This is a genomic window from uncultured Polaribacter sp. (assembly GCF_947501385.1).
Taxonomy (GTDB): domain Bacteria; phylum Bacteroidota; class Bacteroidia; order Flavobacteriales; family Flavobacteriaceae; genus Polaribacter.
This window is the reverse complement of the sequence record NZ_CANMVP010000002.1, coordinates 120,091-137,636: the sequence shown is the minus strand read 5'-3', so window position 1 is coordinate 137,636 and position 17,546 is coordinate 120,091. Positions and strand designations below refer to the sequence as shown.

19 protein-coding genes are annotated in these 17,546 nt (G+C 30.6%); 9 read left to right on the top strand and 10 right to left on the bottom strand.

Annotated elements, in window-relative coordinates:
- Positions 1–24: 24 nt before the first annotated feature.
- From Q0998_RS02085 to Q0998_RS02055, 7 genes are all read right to left on the bottom strand, one after another.
- Positions 25–1,035 carry an endonuclease/exonuclease/phosphatase family protein gene (locus Q0998_RS02085; protein WP_299665543.1) on the bottom strand — a complete coding sequence of 337 codons (1,011 nt, stop codon included), beginning with the start codon at positions 1,033–1,035 and terminating at the stop codon, positions 25–27.
- Complete coding sequence (locus Q0998_RS02080) at positions 1,036–1,890, bottom strand: rhomboid family intramembrane serine protease (protein ID WP_299665541.1); 855 nt, start codon at positions 1,888–1,890, stop codon at positions 1,036–1,038.
- Positions 1,890–2,621 (bottom strand): rhomboid family intramembrane serine protease, encoded by a 732-nt coding sequence (locus Q0998_RS02075; protein ID WP_299665539.1) that lies wholly within the window; start codon positions 2,619–2,621, stop codon positions 1,890–1,892. Before Q0998_RS02075 ends, Q0998_RS02080 begins: the two co-directional genes overlap by 1 nt.
- A 3-nt stretch (positions 2,622–2,624) precedes the next feature.
- Complete coding sequence (gene mutL, locus Q0998_RS02070; RefSeq protein WP_299665536.1) at positions 2,625–4,439, bottom strand: DNA mismatch repair endonuclease MutL; 1,815 nt, start codon at positions 4,437–4,439, stop codon at positions 2,625–2,627.
- On the bottom strand, positions 4,439–4,714 hold the full coding sequence (locus Q0998_RS02065) for a riboflavin synthase subunit beta (protein ID WP_299665533.1): 276 nt from the start codon (positions 4,712–4,714) through the stop codon (positions 4,439–4,441). The genes mutL and Q0998_RS02065 overlap by 1 nt, the downstream gene beginning before the upstream one ends.
- A gap of 253 nt (positions 4,715–4,967) precedes the next feature.
- Positions 4,968–5,474 carry a 6,7-dimethyl-8-ribityllumazine synthase gene (ribH, locus tag Q0998_RS02060; protein WP_299665531.1) on the bottom strand — a complete coding sequence of 169 codons (507 nt, stop codon included), beginning with the start codon at positions 5,472–5,474 and terminating at the stop codon, positions 4,968–4,970.
- Positions 5,475–5,548: 74 nt separating this feature from the next.
- Positions 5,549–6,319 (bottom strand): tetratricopeptide repeat protein, encoded by a 771-nt coding sequence (locus Q0998_RS02055; RefSeq protein WP_299665875.1) that lies wholly within the window; start codon positions 6,317–6,319, stop codon positions 5,549–5,551.
- A gap of 115 nt (positions 6,320–6,434) precedes the next feature.
- Between Q0998_RS02055 and recF the strand changes: the two genes are divergently transcribed.
- Positions 6,435–7,514, top strand: coding sequence for a DNA replication/repair protein RecF (gene recF / locus Q0998_RS02050; RefSeq protein ID WP_299665528.1), 1,080 nt, complete (start codon positions 6,435–6,437; stop codon positions 7,512–7,514).
- A gap of 137 nt (positions 7,515–7,651) precedes the next feature.
- Positions 7,652–7,948: a DUF721 domain-containing protein gene (locus Q0998_RS02045; protein WP_299665526.1), complete on the top strand. Its 297-nt coding sequence runs from the start codon at positions 7,652–7,654 to the stop codon at positions 7,946–7,948.
- Positions 7,949–8,025: 77 nt separating this feature from the next.
- Here the strand turns inward: Q0998_RS02045 and Q0998_RS02040 are convergent, their stop codons facing one another.
- Together Q0998_RS02040 and Q0998_RS02035 are read right to left on the bottom strand one after the other, a co-directional pair.
- Positions 8,026–8,199 carry a hypothetical protein gene (locus Q0998_RS02040; protein ID WP_299665523.1) on the bottom strand — a complete coding sequence of 58 codons (174 nt, stop codon included), beginning with the start codon at positions 8,197–8,199 and terminating at the stop codon, positions 8,026–8,028.
- Between the two features lie 447 nt (positions 8,200–8,646).
- Positions 8,647–9,066 carry a nucleoside-diphosphate kinase gene (locus Q0998_RS02035; RefSeq protein WP_299665520.1) on the bottom strand — a complete coding sequence of 140 codons (420 nt, stop codon included), beginning with the start codon at positions 9,064–9,066 and terminating at the stop codon, positions 8,647–8,649.
- A gap of 167 nt (positions 9,067–9,233) precedes the next feature.
- On the opposite strand from Q0998_RS02035, the gene Q0998_RS02030 reads away from it, so the two are divergent.
- The 5 genes from Q0998_RS02030 to Q0998_RS02010 are packed head-to-tail and all read left to right on the top strand — an operon-like array spanning position 9,234 to position 13,239.
- On the top strand, positions 9,234–10,262 hold the full coding sequence (locus tag Q0998_RS02030) for a bifunctional oligoribonuclease/PAP phosphatase NrnA (protein ID WP_299665873.1): 1,029 nt from the start codon (positions 9,234–9,236) through the stop codon (positions 10,260–10,262).
- Entirely contained in the window at positions 10,252–10,785 is a 534-nt protein-coding gene (gene gldI, locus Q0998_RS02025; protein ID WP_299665517.1) for a gliding motility-associated peptidyl-prolyl isomerase GldI, read from the top strand. The genes Q0998_RS02030 and gldI overlap by 11 nt, the downstream gene beginning before the upstream one ends.
- Positions 10,786–10,795: 10 nt before the next feature.
- A complete protein-coding gene (locus Q0998_RS02020; protein WP_299665514.1) occupies positions 10,796–11,524 on the top strand; it encodes an FKBP-type peptidyl-prolyl cis-trans isomerase in 729 nt (242 codons plus the stop codon).
- 1 nt (position 11,525) lies between these two features.
- Positions 11,526–12,680 (top strand): peptidylprolyl isomerase, encoded by a 1,155-nt coding sequence (locus Q0998_RS02015; RefSeq protein WP_299665511.1) that lies wholly within the window; start codon positions 11,526–11,528, stop codon positions 12,678–12,680.
- 1 nt (position 12,681) lies between these two features.
- Positions 12,682–13,239: a phosphatase PAP2 family protein gene (locus tag Q0998_RS02010; protein WP_299665508.1), complete on the top strand. Its 558-nt coding sequence runs from the start codon at positions 12,682–12,684 to the stop codon at positions 13,237–13,239.
- Here the strand turns inward: Q0998_RS02010 and Q0998_RS02005 are convergent.
- A complete protein-coding gene (locus Q0998_RS02005; RefSeq protein WP_299665505.1) occupies positions 13,228–13,686 on the bottom strand; it encodes a hypothetical protein in 459 nt (152 codons plus the stop codon). The genes Q0998_RS02010 and Q0998_RS02005 overlap by 12 nt on opposite strands.
- Positions 13,687–13,855: 169 nt before the next feature.
- Here Q0998_RS02005 and pheT point away from each other — a divergent pair, with 169 nt between their 5' ends.
- Both pheT and Q0998_RS01995 read left to right on the top strand, forming a co-directional pair.
- A complete protein-coding gene (gene pheT, locus Q0998_RS02000) occupies positions 13,856–16,282 on the top strand; it encodes a phenylalanine--tRNA ligase subunit beta (RefSeq protein ID WP_299665503.1) in 2,427 nt (808 codons plus the stop codon).
- Between the two features lie 124 nt (positions 16,283–16,406).
- A complete protein-coding gene (locus Q0998_RS01995; RefSeq protein ID WP_299665500.1) occupies positions 16,407–17,465 on the top strand; it encodes a quinone-dependent dihydroorotate dehydrogenase in 1,059 nt (352 codons plus the stop codon).
- Positions 17,466–17,546 lie beyond the last annotated feature (81 nt).

Genomic DNA, 17,546 nt, shown 5'->3' with positions numbered 1-17,546 from the left:
AATTTTTGTACGAATATAAGAAACTTACCAGTTAATTTTCGCCTGAATAGGGAAGTGGTCTGAATGTTTTTCTGAATAGGTTACAAACTGATTTATAATAGCGTTTTCATCCGTTAAAATAAAATCTATTCGCAACGGAAACCAGTAATTAAATGTTTTACCAAAACCTTTACCAGCTTCTATAAAAGCGTCTTTTTTATTTTTAGAAATTTCATGGTACATCCAAGAATAAGCTGTGTTATTAAAATCTCCACAAACAATTTTTTTACCTTTCCATTGTTTTTCGTGATCTAAAAATAGTTCAGTTTGTGCGGCTTGTTTTCTAAATGCCGTAGAAATTCTTTTTACTAATATTTCTGAATTTTCTTGTCCGAAATTCTCTTCATTCGGCTTAATTCTTAAAGATTCGAAATGTACGTTGTAAACTCTTATGGTATCTTTTTCTTTTAAAATATCTGCGTAAATAATGTTATTACCAGAACTGTTTAAATCTAAAGAGCCAGAATTTATAATCTTGTATTTAGAATAGATTGCCAATCCAAATTTACCATTATTAGATTTTAGCTTTATAAATCTATAAGGAAAGGAGAGGTCTATTTTATTAGACTGGTAATATTCTTGTAACATTAAAATATCTGGTTGTTTGGCAGTAATAAAATCGAAGCCGTTTTGCATTTTTGTAGTATCCTGCTTTTGAGTGAATAAATCAAATGCCTTAACGTTGTAGCTCATTACTTTTAAATCTGAATTAAAAGAAGAATTATTACCAGATATTTTATAAAAAGGAGTAACAAATAACCAACCAATAACTAAGATGCTAAAAGAAAGTATAAATTGTTTTTTTAATTTTATAAGCCAGTAAATTGTAAAAGCCATATTAATAAGTAATAAAAAAGGCGCGAAAAGACTTAAAATAGCAAAACTAGCAATCGTTTTTGGAGAAATATACGGAAGCAGATATGTCAATAATAGCAAGGTAGCCATTAATGAATTTACCAAATACAGAATTTTGTCTAAAAATGAAAGTTTCTTCATTTATCTTTTCCCTTGTTTAAATAGAAACTCTTTTTCTGACTTTGTAAGCGTGTCATAGCCAGATTTGCTAATTTTATCTAAAATAGCATCTATTTGTTCCTGATTAGGGGCAGTATTCTTTACTGTGTTTTGTTTTCTTTTTGCTGATTTATGGACTGTCTTTAAAGGTTTTTCTTTTCTTTTAAAAAATGAAGAAAAAAGGTCTAAAAAGTTTATTTTTTTATTACTCGCTTGGTTTACATATAGAAAGCCAAACAAGCTTCCACCTAAATGAGAAAAACTACCACCGGCATTTGGTCCGATAAGACCTATAAAGTCGAATGCCAACCAAACAGCAGTAATGTGCCATAATTTTACAAAGCCAAGCAAAGGTATTTTAATTTGATAATTCGGCATATACGTAGTTATACCCATAATAATTGCAGATATTCCTGCAGAAGCTCCCACCAAAGTAGTGTTCATTCCGTCAAAAAGCGGAAAATAATTTTGACTTAGTAGATAAAAAACCCCACCAAATAAAGTTCCTAAAATATAGAAGTTTAAAGCTTGCTTCTGTGTAAAATATTGAATAAAAAGATTTCCAATAAAATACAAGGCCATCATATTAAAAATTAAGTGAACAAAACCTGCATGTAAAAAACCGTAGGAAATTATAGACCAAGGTTTTGTTAGCAATTCATGTAAATTGTCATCTAAAGAAAACCATTCCATTAAGAAATTCTGTTCTCCGTTGTACAAACCTCCTAAAACTTTAATGAAGATGGTAAGCGCAAAAACACCAATATTTATATAGATAAATTTTTCTATAATAGTACCCGTGATATATTTAGATTTTATGTTGTCTATAAAACTCATTAATTTGTTTTAAATTGATTTCTTTTCCAATAATAAGCAATTATAAAACCAATCAAGGCACCTCCAATATGCGCAAAATGGGCAATATTCCCAATGGAGTATTTTGTCATTCCAAAAAATAAATCACCTAAAATCATAATAGGAATAAAGTATTTTGCAGCGATAGGAACTGGGAAAAATATCAAAGCTAACTTTGCATCTTTAAAAAACAAGCCAAAGGCAACTAAAATACCATAAACGGCTCCAGAAGCACCTACTGCTGGTGTATTATAAAGCATTGTTATTTTATTAAACTGCTCTTGTGATATTGCATTTACAACTCTTGCATCATTGGTACTGCCTTTTTCTAAAACGGTTAATATTTCAGAAGGATTTAAACCTGCGCTTACAAAAAGTTCGTACACTCCATTAAATTGATAATAGTTTACCAAAGTATAAATAAGACCTGCTCCAATACCGGCTGAAAAATAGAAAAATAGAAATTTTTTCTTTCCCCACATTTGTTCTAAAGGTGTTCCAAAAGCCCACAAACCATACATATTAAATAGAATGTGACCAAAACTACCATGCATAAACATGTGCGTGATATATTGCCAAATGCCAAAATTTTCATTTTTAGGAAAATGCAATGCCATAATATTCGTAATATCTATTTGTAACAATTGTGGTGCTACAAATAAAATTACATTGATAATAATCAGATGTTTTATACCGTCTGTAAGTTTGTTCATATATTAACTATTAAACAGATTGTCTATTTGGTTTAGTGTTAGTGTTTTAAAAGTTGCCTTTCCAAATGGTGAAATAGTAGGTTCTTTGCAAGAGAATAAATTATTCACCAAACTTTCTTGTTCTTTTTCAGATAGCAAAGTCCCTGTTTTTATAGAAAGTGTTTTTGCAAAAGATTTTGCCATAATATCAAAATGGCTAAAACTTGCATCTGGTACTTCTAAATTAATATCATTTAACAATTCTTCTAAAATAATGGTGATTTTACTCTCCGTTACAGAAACAGGAATTCCTTTTATGGTAACGCTGTCTTTTGTAAATTTATCAAAAGAAAAACCAGCATTTTCTAATTCTGTTTTAATTGTGTAAATCATTTCTATTTCTGCGGAAGAAAAAGAGATTTTTACCGGAAATAATAATTGCTGACTATTGGCTTCTTTAACGGTAATACTTTCTAAAAATTGTTCGTACAAAACTCTTTGATGCGCCAAAGATTGATTGATTAAAACCACACCAGATTTTATCAAACTCATCACATATTTACGCTGAATTTGAAATGTTTTCTGTGTTTTTTCTTCTTGTTGATGTTCAAATAAAGTTTCACTTGGTTTTAAATCGATAGCATCTGTAGCAGTATACAAAGATTCCCAACTTTGCGTTTGTTTTTCTCTTTTAAATGAAAAACTGTTTTCTTTCTGTTGTTCTTCTTTAAAAGGATTAAAATCTGGATCTACAGAAATTTTAGGAACAGTTGCTGTTGTAGCATTCGATTTAAAATGATACGGTGTATCTAAATTGGCATCTCGGTTAAAATCTAAGACAGGTGCCACATTGTATTGGCCTAAACTATGTTTTACAGTTGCACGCAACATGGCATACAAGGCTTTTTCATTATCAAACTTAATTTCTGTTTTCGTTGGATGAATGTTGATATCTATTGTATTCGCGGGAACGGTTAAATATAAAAAATAGGAGGGATGCGCGCCCTGTTCTAACAAACCATCAAAAGCACTCACTACTGCATGATTTAGATAAGAACTTTTTATAAATCTATTGTTTACAAAAAAGAATTGTTCGCCTCTTTTTCTTTTAGAAAATTCTGGTTTAGCTACAAAACCTTCAATAGAAACAATGTCTGTATTTTCTTGAATAGGTACTAATTTTTCATTCATTTTAGAACCAAAAATAGCAACAATTCTTTGTCTGAAGTTTCCTTTTTTTAGATGATAAACTTCGTTGTTATTATGATGTAGCAGAAAAGAAATATCTGGATGTGCCAATGCAACACGCTGAAATTCATCAATAATATGGCGAGTTTCTACAGTATCTGATTTTAAGAAATTTCTTCTCGCAGGAATGTTGTAGAATAAGTTTTTTATGGCCAAACTTGTACCTTCTCCTGTAGAAATAAACTCTTGAGAAATTACTTTACTACCTTCAATTTTAATACAGGTTCCTAACTCTTCTGCTATGGGTTTTGTTTTTAGCTCTACATGTGCAATTGCCGCGATAGACGCCAAAGCTTCACCACGAAAACCTTTTGTATGTAAATTGAATAAATCTTCTGCTTTTTTAATTTTAGAGGTTGCATGGCGCTCAAAACACATTCTAGCATCTGTAGTACTCATACCTTTGCCATCATCAATTACTTGAATAAGCGTTTTACCTGCATCTTTTACTAATAATTTTATATGAGTTGCACCTGCATCAATTGCATTTTCTAGCAATTCTTTTACAACAGAGGCAGGACGTTGTACCACTTCTCCTGCAGCAATTTGGTTTGCCACATGATCTGGTAAAAGTTGTATAATATCAGACATTAATTTTTTGTGAATATAGATAAATCGAAATCGATGATATAAAGAAACATCAATACCAAGACAGCTATAATGATTAAAAGGGTTTTGTTAACGCTTTTGTCAGGATTTTTTAACTCGTCAAAAGCATCACCAAACTTTCCTTTAAGTCCTTTGTTTTTTCCTGCAGTTTTTCTATATTTATCTAGTGTATGCTCAATTTTATAGGGGCTTCCTTCGCCTTTATAGTAGCGAGGTTGGTAATCAAATTTTTTATTTGTACGTTTTAAAAATCCCATAATTTTAGAAATAATTGGTGGCTATTTTTTTAGAATAAATCAATATTCATACCAATTGTAAAAGCTTTTCAAATTTAAAGAATTTAAAGGAAATTGCCTAAAATTGATGTTAAAAGTGTTCTTAAATTTAGGAGATAATTTTTATTTATTTTCAAAATGGCTGGTTGAGCGTTCTGAAGCTTCGGAAGAAACCTAATTTAAAGCTCTCTTCCGAAGCTTTGGACGAACAAAATAGACTTTATAATTGATTTTCTTAAAACCCAATGTTTTCTTTAGTTCTTCCTAAATTTTTAAGTGCTGCCATTTTTACAGCTGCAATAGCGCATTCAATTCCTTTATTGCCCAATTTACCTCCAGATCTATCTAAAGATTGTTGTCTGGTATTGTCTGTTAAAACACAAAAGATTACTGGAATATCGAATTTGATATTTAAATCTACGATGCCTTGCGTTACACCTTCACAAACAAAATCGAAATGTTTTGTTTCTCCTTGAATTACATTGCCGATGGCAATAATTGCATCTAGATTTTCAGTTTGAATCATCTTTTTGCAACCAAAAACAAGTTCGAAACTTCCTGGAACATCCCAAGAAATGATATTTTCTTTTTTTGCACCGCAATCAATAAAAGTGTCAATTGCCCCTTTTTGAAGATTCTTTGTAATTTCTGGATTCCATTCAGAAACCACAATCCCAAATCGAAAAGACTTCGCATTTGGGATTGTTGTTTTATCGTAATAAGATAAATTAGTTGTTGCCATTTTTCTAAAGTATTCAGTTGGCAGTCTTCAGTATTCAGTCAGCATTTAACTGCAAACTGCTACTGCTTTATTGCCTACTTATTTGTTGCGAATTTAGCTGCATTTATAAACTTCTCGACATCTCTACCTTGATCTGACGTTGGGTAGTTGTCTTTTATTTTTGTAAATAAAGAAGCTGCTTTGTCAAACTTATTTAATTGCATTGCCGTTTGTCCTGCTTTGTACAAAAATAAAGGTGTTGTAAAGTCGTTATTCTTTTTGTTTGCTGCTTTTTCATAGTATTCTAAAGCTTGCTCTGGTTGGTCGATATCTGCAAAAGCATCACCAACAGCACCTAAAGCAACAGGACCTAACATTTCATCATCAGAATTAAATTTTTCTAAATGCTCTATTGCTTTGTCGTATTTTTTCATTTGTAAATAAGAAACCCCAGCATAATAGTTTGCTAAATTACCAGCATTTGTGCTACTGTAAGCATCTGCAATGTCTAAGAAACCATATTTACCATCAGCACCTTCTAAACCTAAAGTTAATAAAGAATCTATTCCTGAACCCGCTGTTGCAGCTTCGTCAAAATATTTTCTTGGAAAGGCCAATTCGTTAGAAGCTTCTATTTCGTTTGGTTCTACAACGTATTTATTGTAACCCAAGTATGCTAAAAATAGTACAACTATTCCTACTAAAGCTAAGAATAATGGTTTGCTGTTTTTCTCGATCCATTGTTCAGACTTCGAAGCAGTTTCGTCTAAAGTATTTAATACACCAGCAGTTTCGAATTCAGATTCATCAAATTCTTGTTGTTCTTTCTTGCCTTCTGGTTTATATTTCTTCTTGTATGTTGCCATTGTTTCATTAAAAATTAGTGGCGACAAAAATAGTTTTTTTAATTGGATTTTAAAAGGAGATAATTCGCAAAATTTTCAATAATTTGCAATTCATTTTTAAGAACATATTTTATTTATGTATTTACAGAAACTTTCTTTGGTTAATTTTAAGAATATTGAGTCGCAAACTTTTGATTTTCAGCAGAAGATAAATTGTTTTGTGGGTGATAATGGCGTAGGTAAAACCAATGTTTTAGATGCTATTTATTACTTGTCTTTCGCAAAAAGTTATTTCAATTCGGTCGCAATTCAGAATATTAGACATGGTGAAGCTTTTTTTATGGTGGAAGGAGACTACTATTTGAATGATAGAAATGAAAAAATTGTTTGTAGTTTAAAAAAAGGACAAAAAAAGGTTTTAAAAAGAAACGGAAAAAGTTACGAGAAGTTTTCTGAACATATTGGGCAATTGCCATTGGTTATTATTTCTCCAGCAGATAGAGATTTGGTTACAGAAGGAAGTGATACTCGAAGAAAATTTATTGATGGCGTAATTTCTCAGCAAAACAAAACCTATTTAAAAGATTTATTGGCATATAATAAGGTATTGAGTCAAAGAAATGCGTTGTTAAAGTATTTTGCAGCCAACAGAACTTTTGATGCTTTAAATTTAAGCGTTTATGATGACCAGCTCTCTGAATACGGCGCAAGAATATATGAAGTTAGAAAAACATTTCTTGCCGCATTTATTCCTATCTTTAATGAAAAATATCAAGTAATTTCTGATGACAAAGAACATGTGAATCTGTTATATAAAAGTCAATTGCATGATTTTTCTATGAAAGATTTATTACAAAAATCATTAGAAAAAGATAAGATTTTACAATACACCACATCAGGAATTCATAAAGACGATTTAAGTTTTGATATTGGCGAATACCCTATCAAAAAATTTGGTTCTCAAGGACAACAAAAATCGTATTTAATTGCTTTAAAATTTGCGCAGTTTGAATTTATAAAAAAACAATCTCATGTGATTCCTATCTTGTTATTGGATGATATTTTTGATAAATTAGACGAAAATCGTGTATCACAAATTATAAACTTGGTGAATAATGATGAATTTGGTCAAATATTTATTACAGATACACATTCAGAAAGAACAGAAAATATCGTTAAAAAAAGTAATAAACCCTATCAGATTTTTAAATTGTAATGTCATTACGAAGAATGACGAAGTAATCTGTTAATTAATAATGAGATTGCCACAGTTTTTTATCAAAAACTTCGCAATGACAACTAACCAATAACTAGCAAAAGGCAAATTGCCAAAGCTAAAAGCGAAACAAAATAATGTCCAAAAGAGAAAACGATTCCTTTTCAGTAAAAGATTTAATGCAACTTTTTATCAAAGAAAATAATTTAACAAAAGGAATGCAGAAAATAAAAATTGAAGAAATTTGGAATCAGATGATGGGCCCAGGCGTGGCAACACACACCACTTCTGTAAAACTACAAAACAAAACTTTAGTGATTCAATTAAATTCTTCAGTGCTACGAGAAGAATTGAGCTATGGAAAAGATAAAATTATTAAATTAATGAATGAAGAAATAGGAGAGGAAGTAGTGACTAAATTGATGTTGGTATAGTTGATTTGATATTTCGCTAAGGGTCTTGTATATCTTGAAAAGTAGCGGATTCTATAAACTAATATTTCGATTTAGCACTAAAACTGGCTAGCGTTTGTTGGCATATTTTCTACTTTTTTATGTCCACAGTTTGGAAAAGTAATTTCTGAAATTACACAATCGTCTAAATTGATTTCTTGAAATTTCTCTATCAGATTGAATTTTCCACGAAAAAGGTGAATATAAATATTCGTATCCAATAAATACTTCATCCTAAACGCGTATTATCACGCTTCATAACTCTTGAAGCTTTAATTTCGCTGATGATATTGTCTGAAGTTTTATCGTCTTCCCAAGCACCAATGCTTTTTTCGATTTGGGCTCCATAGATTTGGTCAATTTGATAATTAGACTTTTTTTGGAGCTGTTATCTAAGTTAAATAGCCAAAATACTTTTTTAGTACTTTATTTAGATATCACCAAATTTTCCATTTTATTTTCTTTATGCAAGATACTTAAATTATAGCATAATCTTTTTTTGTATTAGTGATAACCTAGCACAGACACATTTTTTTAAATAAACTATATTAATCTTTAGCGAAATTATATGAAAATAAATTCAGAAACAAACTAAAATGATTCAATAAATATTTTCTCAAATAAAAAACTCGCAACTTTCGTTGCGAGTTTTTACTAAATATAGTGTAGCCTAAGAATCTTTAAAATTGCTCTCTTCCAGAAAAGTGAAAGTTTCCTTCAATAGTAGCATTTTCATCAGAATCAGAACCATGTACAGCATTTTCTCCCATAGAAGTTGCATATAATTTTCTAATAGTTCCTTCAGCAGCATCTGCAGGATTTGTAGCACCAATTAAAGTTCTAAAATCTTCTACAGCATTGTCTTTTTCTAAAATGGCAGCTACCACAGGTCCGCGAGTCATAAATGCTACCAACTCACCAAAAAACGGACGCTCATTATGCACAGCATAAAAAGTTTCAGCATCCGCTGTTGTCATTTGTGTTTTCTTTAAAGCTACAATTCTAAAACCTGCAGCATTAATTTTATCTAATATAGCACCAGTATGTCCGTTTTCAACACCATCTGGTTTAATCATTGTAAATGTTCTATTTGTTGCCATTTTATTTTTTTAAAATTTTGGCAAAAATACATCTTTTATTATTAAAAACAAGTGAACAATCTCTTGTAATTCGTGGTTTTATGTTCAATGACAGTAAAAATCAGTTGGTTATAAAAGAGAATAAAATTAATTTTACCAAATACTATAAAATTGTATCTTCGCGAACTATGATTTTAAAAGGATTCGACGAATTAAATACGTTTCTTAGCAAATCAAGAAACATCGTAATTGTAGGACATAGAAATCCTGATGGAGATGCTATGGGGTCAACCTTGGGTTTAAAACACTATTTTTCTAAAAAAGGGCACAGCACAACTGTTGTGGTACCTAATGAATATCCCGATTTTTTACATTGGTTGCCCGGTTCTGAGAGTACCTATCGTTTCGATTGGCAAAATACTCAATCTCAAAAAGCAATTAAGAATTCTGATATCATTTTTTTATTAGATTTTAATGCATTGCATAGAGTAGGTCATGACATGCAGAAAACCTTAGAGAATTATTCGAACGAATTTGCAATGATAGATCATCATCAACAGCCAGATAATGTAAAATACATGTATTCTGATGTTGAAATTTGTTCTACTTGTCAAATGGTGTATCAATTTATTGAAATGAATAACGATTTAGATTTGATTGATGAAGACATAGCAACTTGTCTGTATACGGGCATTATGACAGACACAGGTTCTTTCCGGTTTAGATCTACCACCAGTAAAACACATAGAATTATTGCCGATTTAATTGATAGAGGTGCTCAAAACGACAAAATTCATAACAATGTATATGATGCAAATTCTTATGGAAGGTTGTTATTGTTAGGGCAAGCTTTAAGTAATTTACAAATATTTCCAGAATATAAAACAGCATTTATCACACTAACAGAAGCTGAAAAGAAAAAGTTCGATTTCCAAAAAGGAGATACAGAAGGTGTTGTAAACTACGCACTTTCTTTAAAAGAAATTGTTTTTGCAGCTATTTTTATTGAAGATGTAGAGCAAAATATTATTAAAATTTCTTTTCGATCTAAAGGAAAATTCTCTGTAAACCAATTTGCAAGAAATCATTTTAATGGGGGCGGACATGACAATGCTGCAGGAGGTAGGTTTGAAGGTTCTATAGAAGAAATTATAGAAACATTTAAAGCGCTTTTGCCAAAATATAAAAATGAATTAAATTCGTCTTATGAAGCATAAGCTGTTTTTTATCTTAGGAATTTTAGTTTTGGTAAGTTGCTCAACTTCTCAACCGAGAAGACCTATCAATCCAAAACCTTCAACAACTATTTTTCAAACAACTATTGAAGCCTCTAAGAAATTAATACAGTTAGAAGAAATAAACATTCTTCAACATCTAAAAAGAGATTCCACAAAAAAATATATTGCTTCTAATAATGGTTTTTGGTATTATTATACTACTAAAGTTGAAGAAAATATAAGTTCACCAAAAATTGGAGACGAAGTAACTTTGCAATATGACATAAGAGATTTAAACGATTCAATCATCTATAGTAAAGAGGAATTGGGTATAAAAAAATATAAAATAGACAGAGAAGATTTTATTTCTGGAATTCAGAAAGGAATAAAGTTGATGAAAATAGGAGAAACGATTACATTTGTCATTCCATCCTACAATGCTTTTGGTATTTCTGGAGATGGAAATAAAATAGGAATCAATCAAACCATAAAGAGTACAGTAACATTATTAAATATAAATTAAATTAAACAAAATGAAGAGTATTAAAAGTTTAGTAGCAGTAGTAATTACAGTAAGTATGTTTTCTTGCGGAAATCAAGTAAAAGAAGTAAAATCGTTAGAAACAGAATTAGACTCTGTAAGTTATGCAGTAGGTTTAAGTATGTCTGCTCAGTTAAAATCTAACTTCGAAGAAGTAAACAAAGATCTTTTAGCGCAAGGAATTAGAAATGGTTTAGATTCTACTAATTTATTAATTGAATCGAAAGAAATTCAGAAAGTTTTGAGCTCATTTTTTCAAAAGAAACAAATGGCTAAAATGAAAGAACAGCAAGAAAAAGCTGCAAAAGAGGCAGAATTAAAATTTGGCGATAACAAAAAAGCCGGTGAAGATTTTTTAGCTGAAAATAAAACGAAAGAAGGCGTAAAAACTACAGAAAGTGGTTTACAGTACATCGTTTTAAAAGAAGGAAAAGGAGATTTCGTAAAAGCGACAGATAAGATTAAAATTCATTACCATGGTACAAATATCGAAGGTAAGGTTTTTGATAGTACCGTAGAGAAAAACACGCCTTATGAGTCTTTAGCAAATCAATTTATTCCTGGTTTTACAGAAGGTTTACAGTTAATGAAAGAAGGTTCTAAATTCAAGTTTTTTATTCCTCAAGACATTGCATATGGTGCACAACAAAGAGGTGCAGATATCAAACCATTTTCAGCTTTAATGTTTGAAGTTGAAATTTTAGATATTCTTGAAAAATAACATGCAAAAATTTTTCTATCTATTCTTAATAATTGCTTTACTTTTATCTTGTACACCAACAGCATATAAAGATCTAGAAGAAGGTTTGTATGCAGAAATAACAACTAATAAAGGAAGCATTTTATTAGAACTATATGCAGATGATGTACCCAAAACCGTAGCAAATTTTGTTGCTTTGGTTGAAGGTACAAACAATAGACTTCCAGATTCTTTGAAAGGTGAAAATTTTTATGAAGGCATTATTTTTCATAGAGTAGTGCCTAATTTTGTAATTCAAGGTGGTGGTTTTACACCCGAAGGAAGAAAAAAGCCTGGTTTTTTGTTTGGTGATGAATTTCCAAAAGATAGCTTAGGAAATATCATTTATAAACATGATGATCAAGGTGTGCTTTCTATGGCAAATGGAGGACCAACAACAAACAATAGTCAGTTTTTTATCACACACAGAGCAATACCACATTTAGATGGTAAACACAGTGTTTTTGGTAAAACAATTGTAAATTCTAAAGTGTTCAAAAAGTTAAAGAAAAGATATTCTGATTCTCTACAATTAAAAAAAGCAATAGATTCTACAAGAATGGCAATTGTAAATAGAATTGTTCAGAACGATACCATAGAAACAATTAAAATTATTAGAATAGGTTCTAAAGCAGAAGATTTTAATGCAGCTGCCATTTTTGATAGAGAAGTTGCAAATTTTAACAAATCTAAAGAAGACGAAATTAAACAAGAAAAGCAAGCAGAAGAAAGAAGATATGCTAAATATTTAGAAGATAAAAAAGCTTTCTTAGCAGAAATGAATGAAGGAAACGCTTTAAAAACAGATTCTGGCTTACGTATTTTAAAATTGAAAGAAACGAAAGGCAAAAAGGTTGTAGCGAATAAACCATTATCAGTAAATTATACGATTTATGTTGCTGATGGTAAAAAAATTCAATCTACAGAAGATGGCGGACAGCCTTTAGTTTGTCAGCTAGACGATAAAGCGAGACCAATGATAACGGGTTTTAAAGAAGGTGTTTTAAGACTTAGAGAAGGTGAAAAAGCAAGATTGTTTATTCCTTATTATATTGGTTTTGGTGAAGAAAAAAATGGTCCTTTTCCAGCAAAAGCTGATTTAGTTTTTGAGGTAGAAATTTTAAAAGTAGGTAAATAGTTTGTTAGATATCATTCAGAAAGATAAAGAGTTACTTATTTTATTAAATAATTTAGGAAATGAACACTGGGACCCGTTTTGGTTGGCGGTAACACACCAATTCAATTGGGCTCCTTTGTTCATTTTAATTGTTTTTCTAATTATAAAATCATTTGGTTGGAAACGCGGTGGTTTTATGATATTGTCTTTAATTGTATTGGTTGCATTTTCTGATCAATTTACAAATCTAATTAAGAACACTACCCAAAGATTAAGGCCCAATAATGATCCTGAAATTAAAAACCTCTTAAGAACTTTAATAAGACCTCAGAGCTATAGTTTTATGTCTGGGCATGCAACAACTTCTACTTTTTTTACAGTATACACCACATTATTGTTAAAAGGAAAGTACAAGTATATTTATTTAATACTATTCTTTCCAGCAATCTTTGCTTACAGTAGGTTGTATTTAGGGGTTCATTTTCCGATTGATATTTTTGTAGGCTTAACCGTAGGAACCATTTTTGGGAATCTATATTTTACACTTTACAAAAAGATAGATAAAATATCATTCAACTAACTTTTTATTATTGAAGTACAAGTATTTTGTAGTATGATAATAGGCTTCCAATAAGCGATCCATTTCCTTTGTTTTTAAAGGGAGTTTTGCTTTTATATCTACCAAGCTCTTTTCATTTAAATGATACACTCCACTACCATTGGTGCTATTGTTTTTAGAATAGTATAAACTGTCTTGTAATAAACCAGCTGCAGGTTCTCCGTTAATTTTTAAGTACACAAAAGATGCTATATTTATATAGTTGGTGTCTAATAAATCAGTTCCTAAAGTGTAATTTGTAGGATTCACTTTTGCAAGATGAATCAGCGTCGGAAAAAGATCAATCAGTTTTCCATTCTTTTGAATTAATTTAGGGTGTATAAATTTAGGAGCATAAATAATCAACGGAACATGTTGTAATAGAATATTTAAATCGTGCTCTTTTGAAAATAATGCTGTTTTTTTCATTGGAGTGTTATGGTCTCCAAAAGATGCAAAAATTGAAGAATTATTTTCTTCATAATTAGATAAATGGTTTTCTTAAATTATTGTGAATAATACTCCTTTTAAGTAAGAAAATGATCTGAAAAACGATAAAAATCAGTAAATTTGCCCTTGAAAATATCAAAAAAAAAATATGAAAATTTCATACAATTGGTTAAAGCAGTTTTTACAAACAGATTGGGATGTTGTAAAAACAGGTGAGTTATTAACCGATTTAGGTTTAGAGGTCGAAGGAATCGAAACCAAAGAATCTATAAAAGGAAGTTTAGAAGGCATTGTTGTTGGTGAAGTTTTAACTTGCGTACAACATCCAAATGCAGACCGCTTAAAAATTACAACGGTAGATTTGGGAACTGGAGTGCCCGTGCAAATTGTTTGCGGTGCACCAAATGTAGCTGCTGGGCAGAAAGTACCTGTGGCAACAATTGGCACCACTTTATATGATGATAAAGGAGAAGGTTTTAAAATTAAAAAAGGTAAAATTAGAGGAGAAGAAAGTCATGGAATGATTTGCGCCGAAGACGAATTAGGTTTGGGCTCTAGTCATGATGGAATACTAATTCTTGATAAAAAATTAAAAGTGGGCATTGCTGCTGCTGACGTTTTTAAGATAGAAAAAGATCAAGTTTTTGAAATTGGTTTGACACCAAACAGGTCTGACGCCATGAGCCATTTTGGTGTTGCCAGAGATTTAAAAGCTGGTTTAATGCAACAAGACATTAATTTAGAATTGATATCACCCTCTGTGAGCGATTTTCATGTAGATGAAAGAACTTTACGTTTCGATGTAGAAGTTGCAAATAAAGAGCAAGCGCCAAGATATTGTGGAATTACCATTACAGATGTTGAAGTAAAAGATTCTCCTGAATGGATTCAAAATAGATTAAAGTCTATTGGTGTAACGCCAAAAAATAATATTGTAGATATTACAAATTATGTTTTGCACGAACTAGGGCAACCTTTACATGCTTTCGATGCCCAGAAAGTGAAAGGAAATAAAATTTTAGTAAAGACTTTAAAAGAAGGTACCAAGTTTACCACTTTAGATACAGTTGAAAGAAAATTATCATCCGAAGATATTATGATTTGTGATGCAGATTCGAATCCGCTTTGTATTGCAGGTGTTTTTGGGGGAATTAAATCTGGAGTTACAGAAAATACCACATCAATTTTTTTAGAAAGTGCCTATTTTAATCCCGTTTCTATTCGAAAAACAGCGAAAAGACATGCTTTAAATACAGATGCATCTTTTCGTTTTGAACGAGGAATTGATATCAATATCACAGAGTATGCGTTAAAACGTGCTGCTTTGTTAATTGAAGAATATGCTGGTGGAAAAATGGGATCTGACATTTCTGATTTTTATCCAGAAAAAATTGAAGATTATCAGGTTTTCTTATCTTATGAAAATGCCTATCGATTAATAGGACAGGAAATTCCGAAAGAAACCATTAAAAATATATTGGCTTCTTTAGAAATTAAAATTAATAGTGAAACTGAAGGAGGTTTAGGTTTAACAATACCCTCTTACAGAACAGATGTGCAACGCGAAGCAGACATTATAGAAGAGATTTTAAGAGTTTACGGGTATAATAATATTGAATTTTCGCACAAATTAAACACGTCTATTTCTTTCGACTCTAATAAAGAAACGAAGATTGAAAATGTTGTTGCAAATCAGTTGTCTTCTTTAGGTTTTAATGAAACCATGGCAAATTCATTAACAAAACCCTCCTACAGTACCTTGTCTGAAAACATCAATGAAGAAGCGAATGTGGTGATGTTAAATCCGTTAAGCAACGATTTAAAAGTGATGCGCCAATCTTTGTTGTTTAGTGGTTTAGAATCTGTTTCTTACAATATCAATAGAAGAAATAATTCTTTAAAGTTTTACGAGTTTGGTAAAACCTATCATAAATACAATGAAAAATACCAAGAAGACAAACATCTTACATTATTTGTCACAGGAAATAGAACTAATGATAGTTGGACATTAGAAAATAAAACTTCTGATTTTTTCTATTTAAAAGGGATTATAACCAGTGTTTTAAGTAGGTTAGGAATCGACAATCTAAAAACTTCACCAACAAAACAAGATGTTTTTTCTGAAGGAGTTTCATTAAGTTTAGGGAAAATGAAGTTGGTAGAATTCGGAGTTGTAAAAAAATCACTTTTAAAGGAATTTAGTATTAAGCAAGAAGTTTTATTTGCAGATTTTAATTGGGATACAATTTTAAAATTAGTAGGTAATAAAAATAGTAAAGTAAAAGATTTGCCTAAATTTCCTGCTGTAAAGCGTGATTTAGCTTTGTTATTAGATTCAAAAATTGAATTTAAAGAAATTTACAACTTGGCTTTTCAATCTGAAAAAAGTTTATTAAAAGAAGTAGATTTGTTTGATGTTTATGAAGGAGATAAATTACCTGAAGGTAAAAAATCGTATGCCGTTAGCTTTTTAATTCAAGACGAAACAAAAACGTTGACAGACAAACAAATTGATAAAATAATGCAAAAATTACAGCAAACATTCGAAAAGAATTTAGAGGCTGTTTTGAGATAATTATAAAAGCTTCATTTATTTTGGGCTTTTTTGGCACTTGCTGTCATTCCTGCGAAAGCAGGAATCTTTGAATTGAAAGTAACATATAAAATAGATTCCTGCCTACGCAGGAATGACAAAACTTATGTATAAAAAGATTATCAGACCCATATTTTTCCAATTCGATCCAGAAAAGGTTCATTATTTTACATTTTCGTTAATTAGAACTTTATGTAAAATTCCTTTTGTTTCTTCTATTTTTAGAAGCTTATATCAAGTAAATGACAAGAAATTAGAACGAACCTTGTTTGGTTTAACTTTTAAAAACCCTGTTGGTTTAGCAGCTGGTTTTGACAAAAACGCAGTTTTGTATAATGAATTGGCAAACTTCGGTTTTGGTTTTATAGAAATTGGTACGGTAACTCCAAAAGGTCAGATAGGAAATCCTAAGAAAAGATTGTTTCGTTTAAAAGACGATCAGGGAATTATCAATAGAATGGGTTTTAATAATGATGGAATAGCCGAAGCCATAAAAAATTTAAAGAAAAACAAACAAAGGGTAATTATTGGAGGTAATATTGGTAAAAATACCGATACGAGTCCAGAGAACTATACACAAGATTACCTAGCTGTTTTTAAAGAATTACATCCTTTTGTAGATTATTTTGTACTAAATGTTAGCTGCCCAAATGTGGGGAGTCATACAAAATTGAATGATAAGGAATATTTGATTGAACTAATCACTGCTTGTCAAAAATTAAATGCAGCACTTTCTAATTCTGGTCTATCGAAGTCGAGACCTATCTTGTTAAAAATTGCTCCAGATTTAAACAATCAACAATTAGATGAAATTATAGCATTGGTTGCAGAAACAAAAATAGATGGTGTTATTGCATCAAATACATCAACCAATAGAGATCATTTAAAAGTTTCTAAAGAGCGTTTAGAAGAAATCGGAAACGGTGGTGTTAGTGGACAGCCTATAAAAAATCAAAGCACAAAAGTGATTCAATATTTAGCAGAAAAATCTAATAAGTCTTTTCCAATAATTGGAGTAGGAGGTATTCATTCTGCAGAAGACGCGTTAGAGAAAATAAAAGCTGGTGCAGATTTGGTACAGATTTATACGGGTTTTATTTATGAAGGCCCTAGTTTGATTAAAAAAATTAACAAGGCTTTTTTAGATACGAATTTTACAAATTAATACAAACTTCGATTTGTTATTCCTATAAAAGTAAGAATCTAGCAATAATAATTGGATCATAAAATTAAAAATTCCTGACAT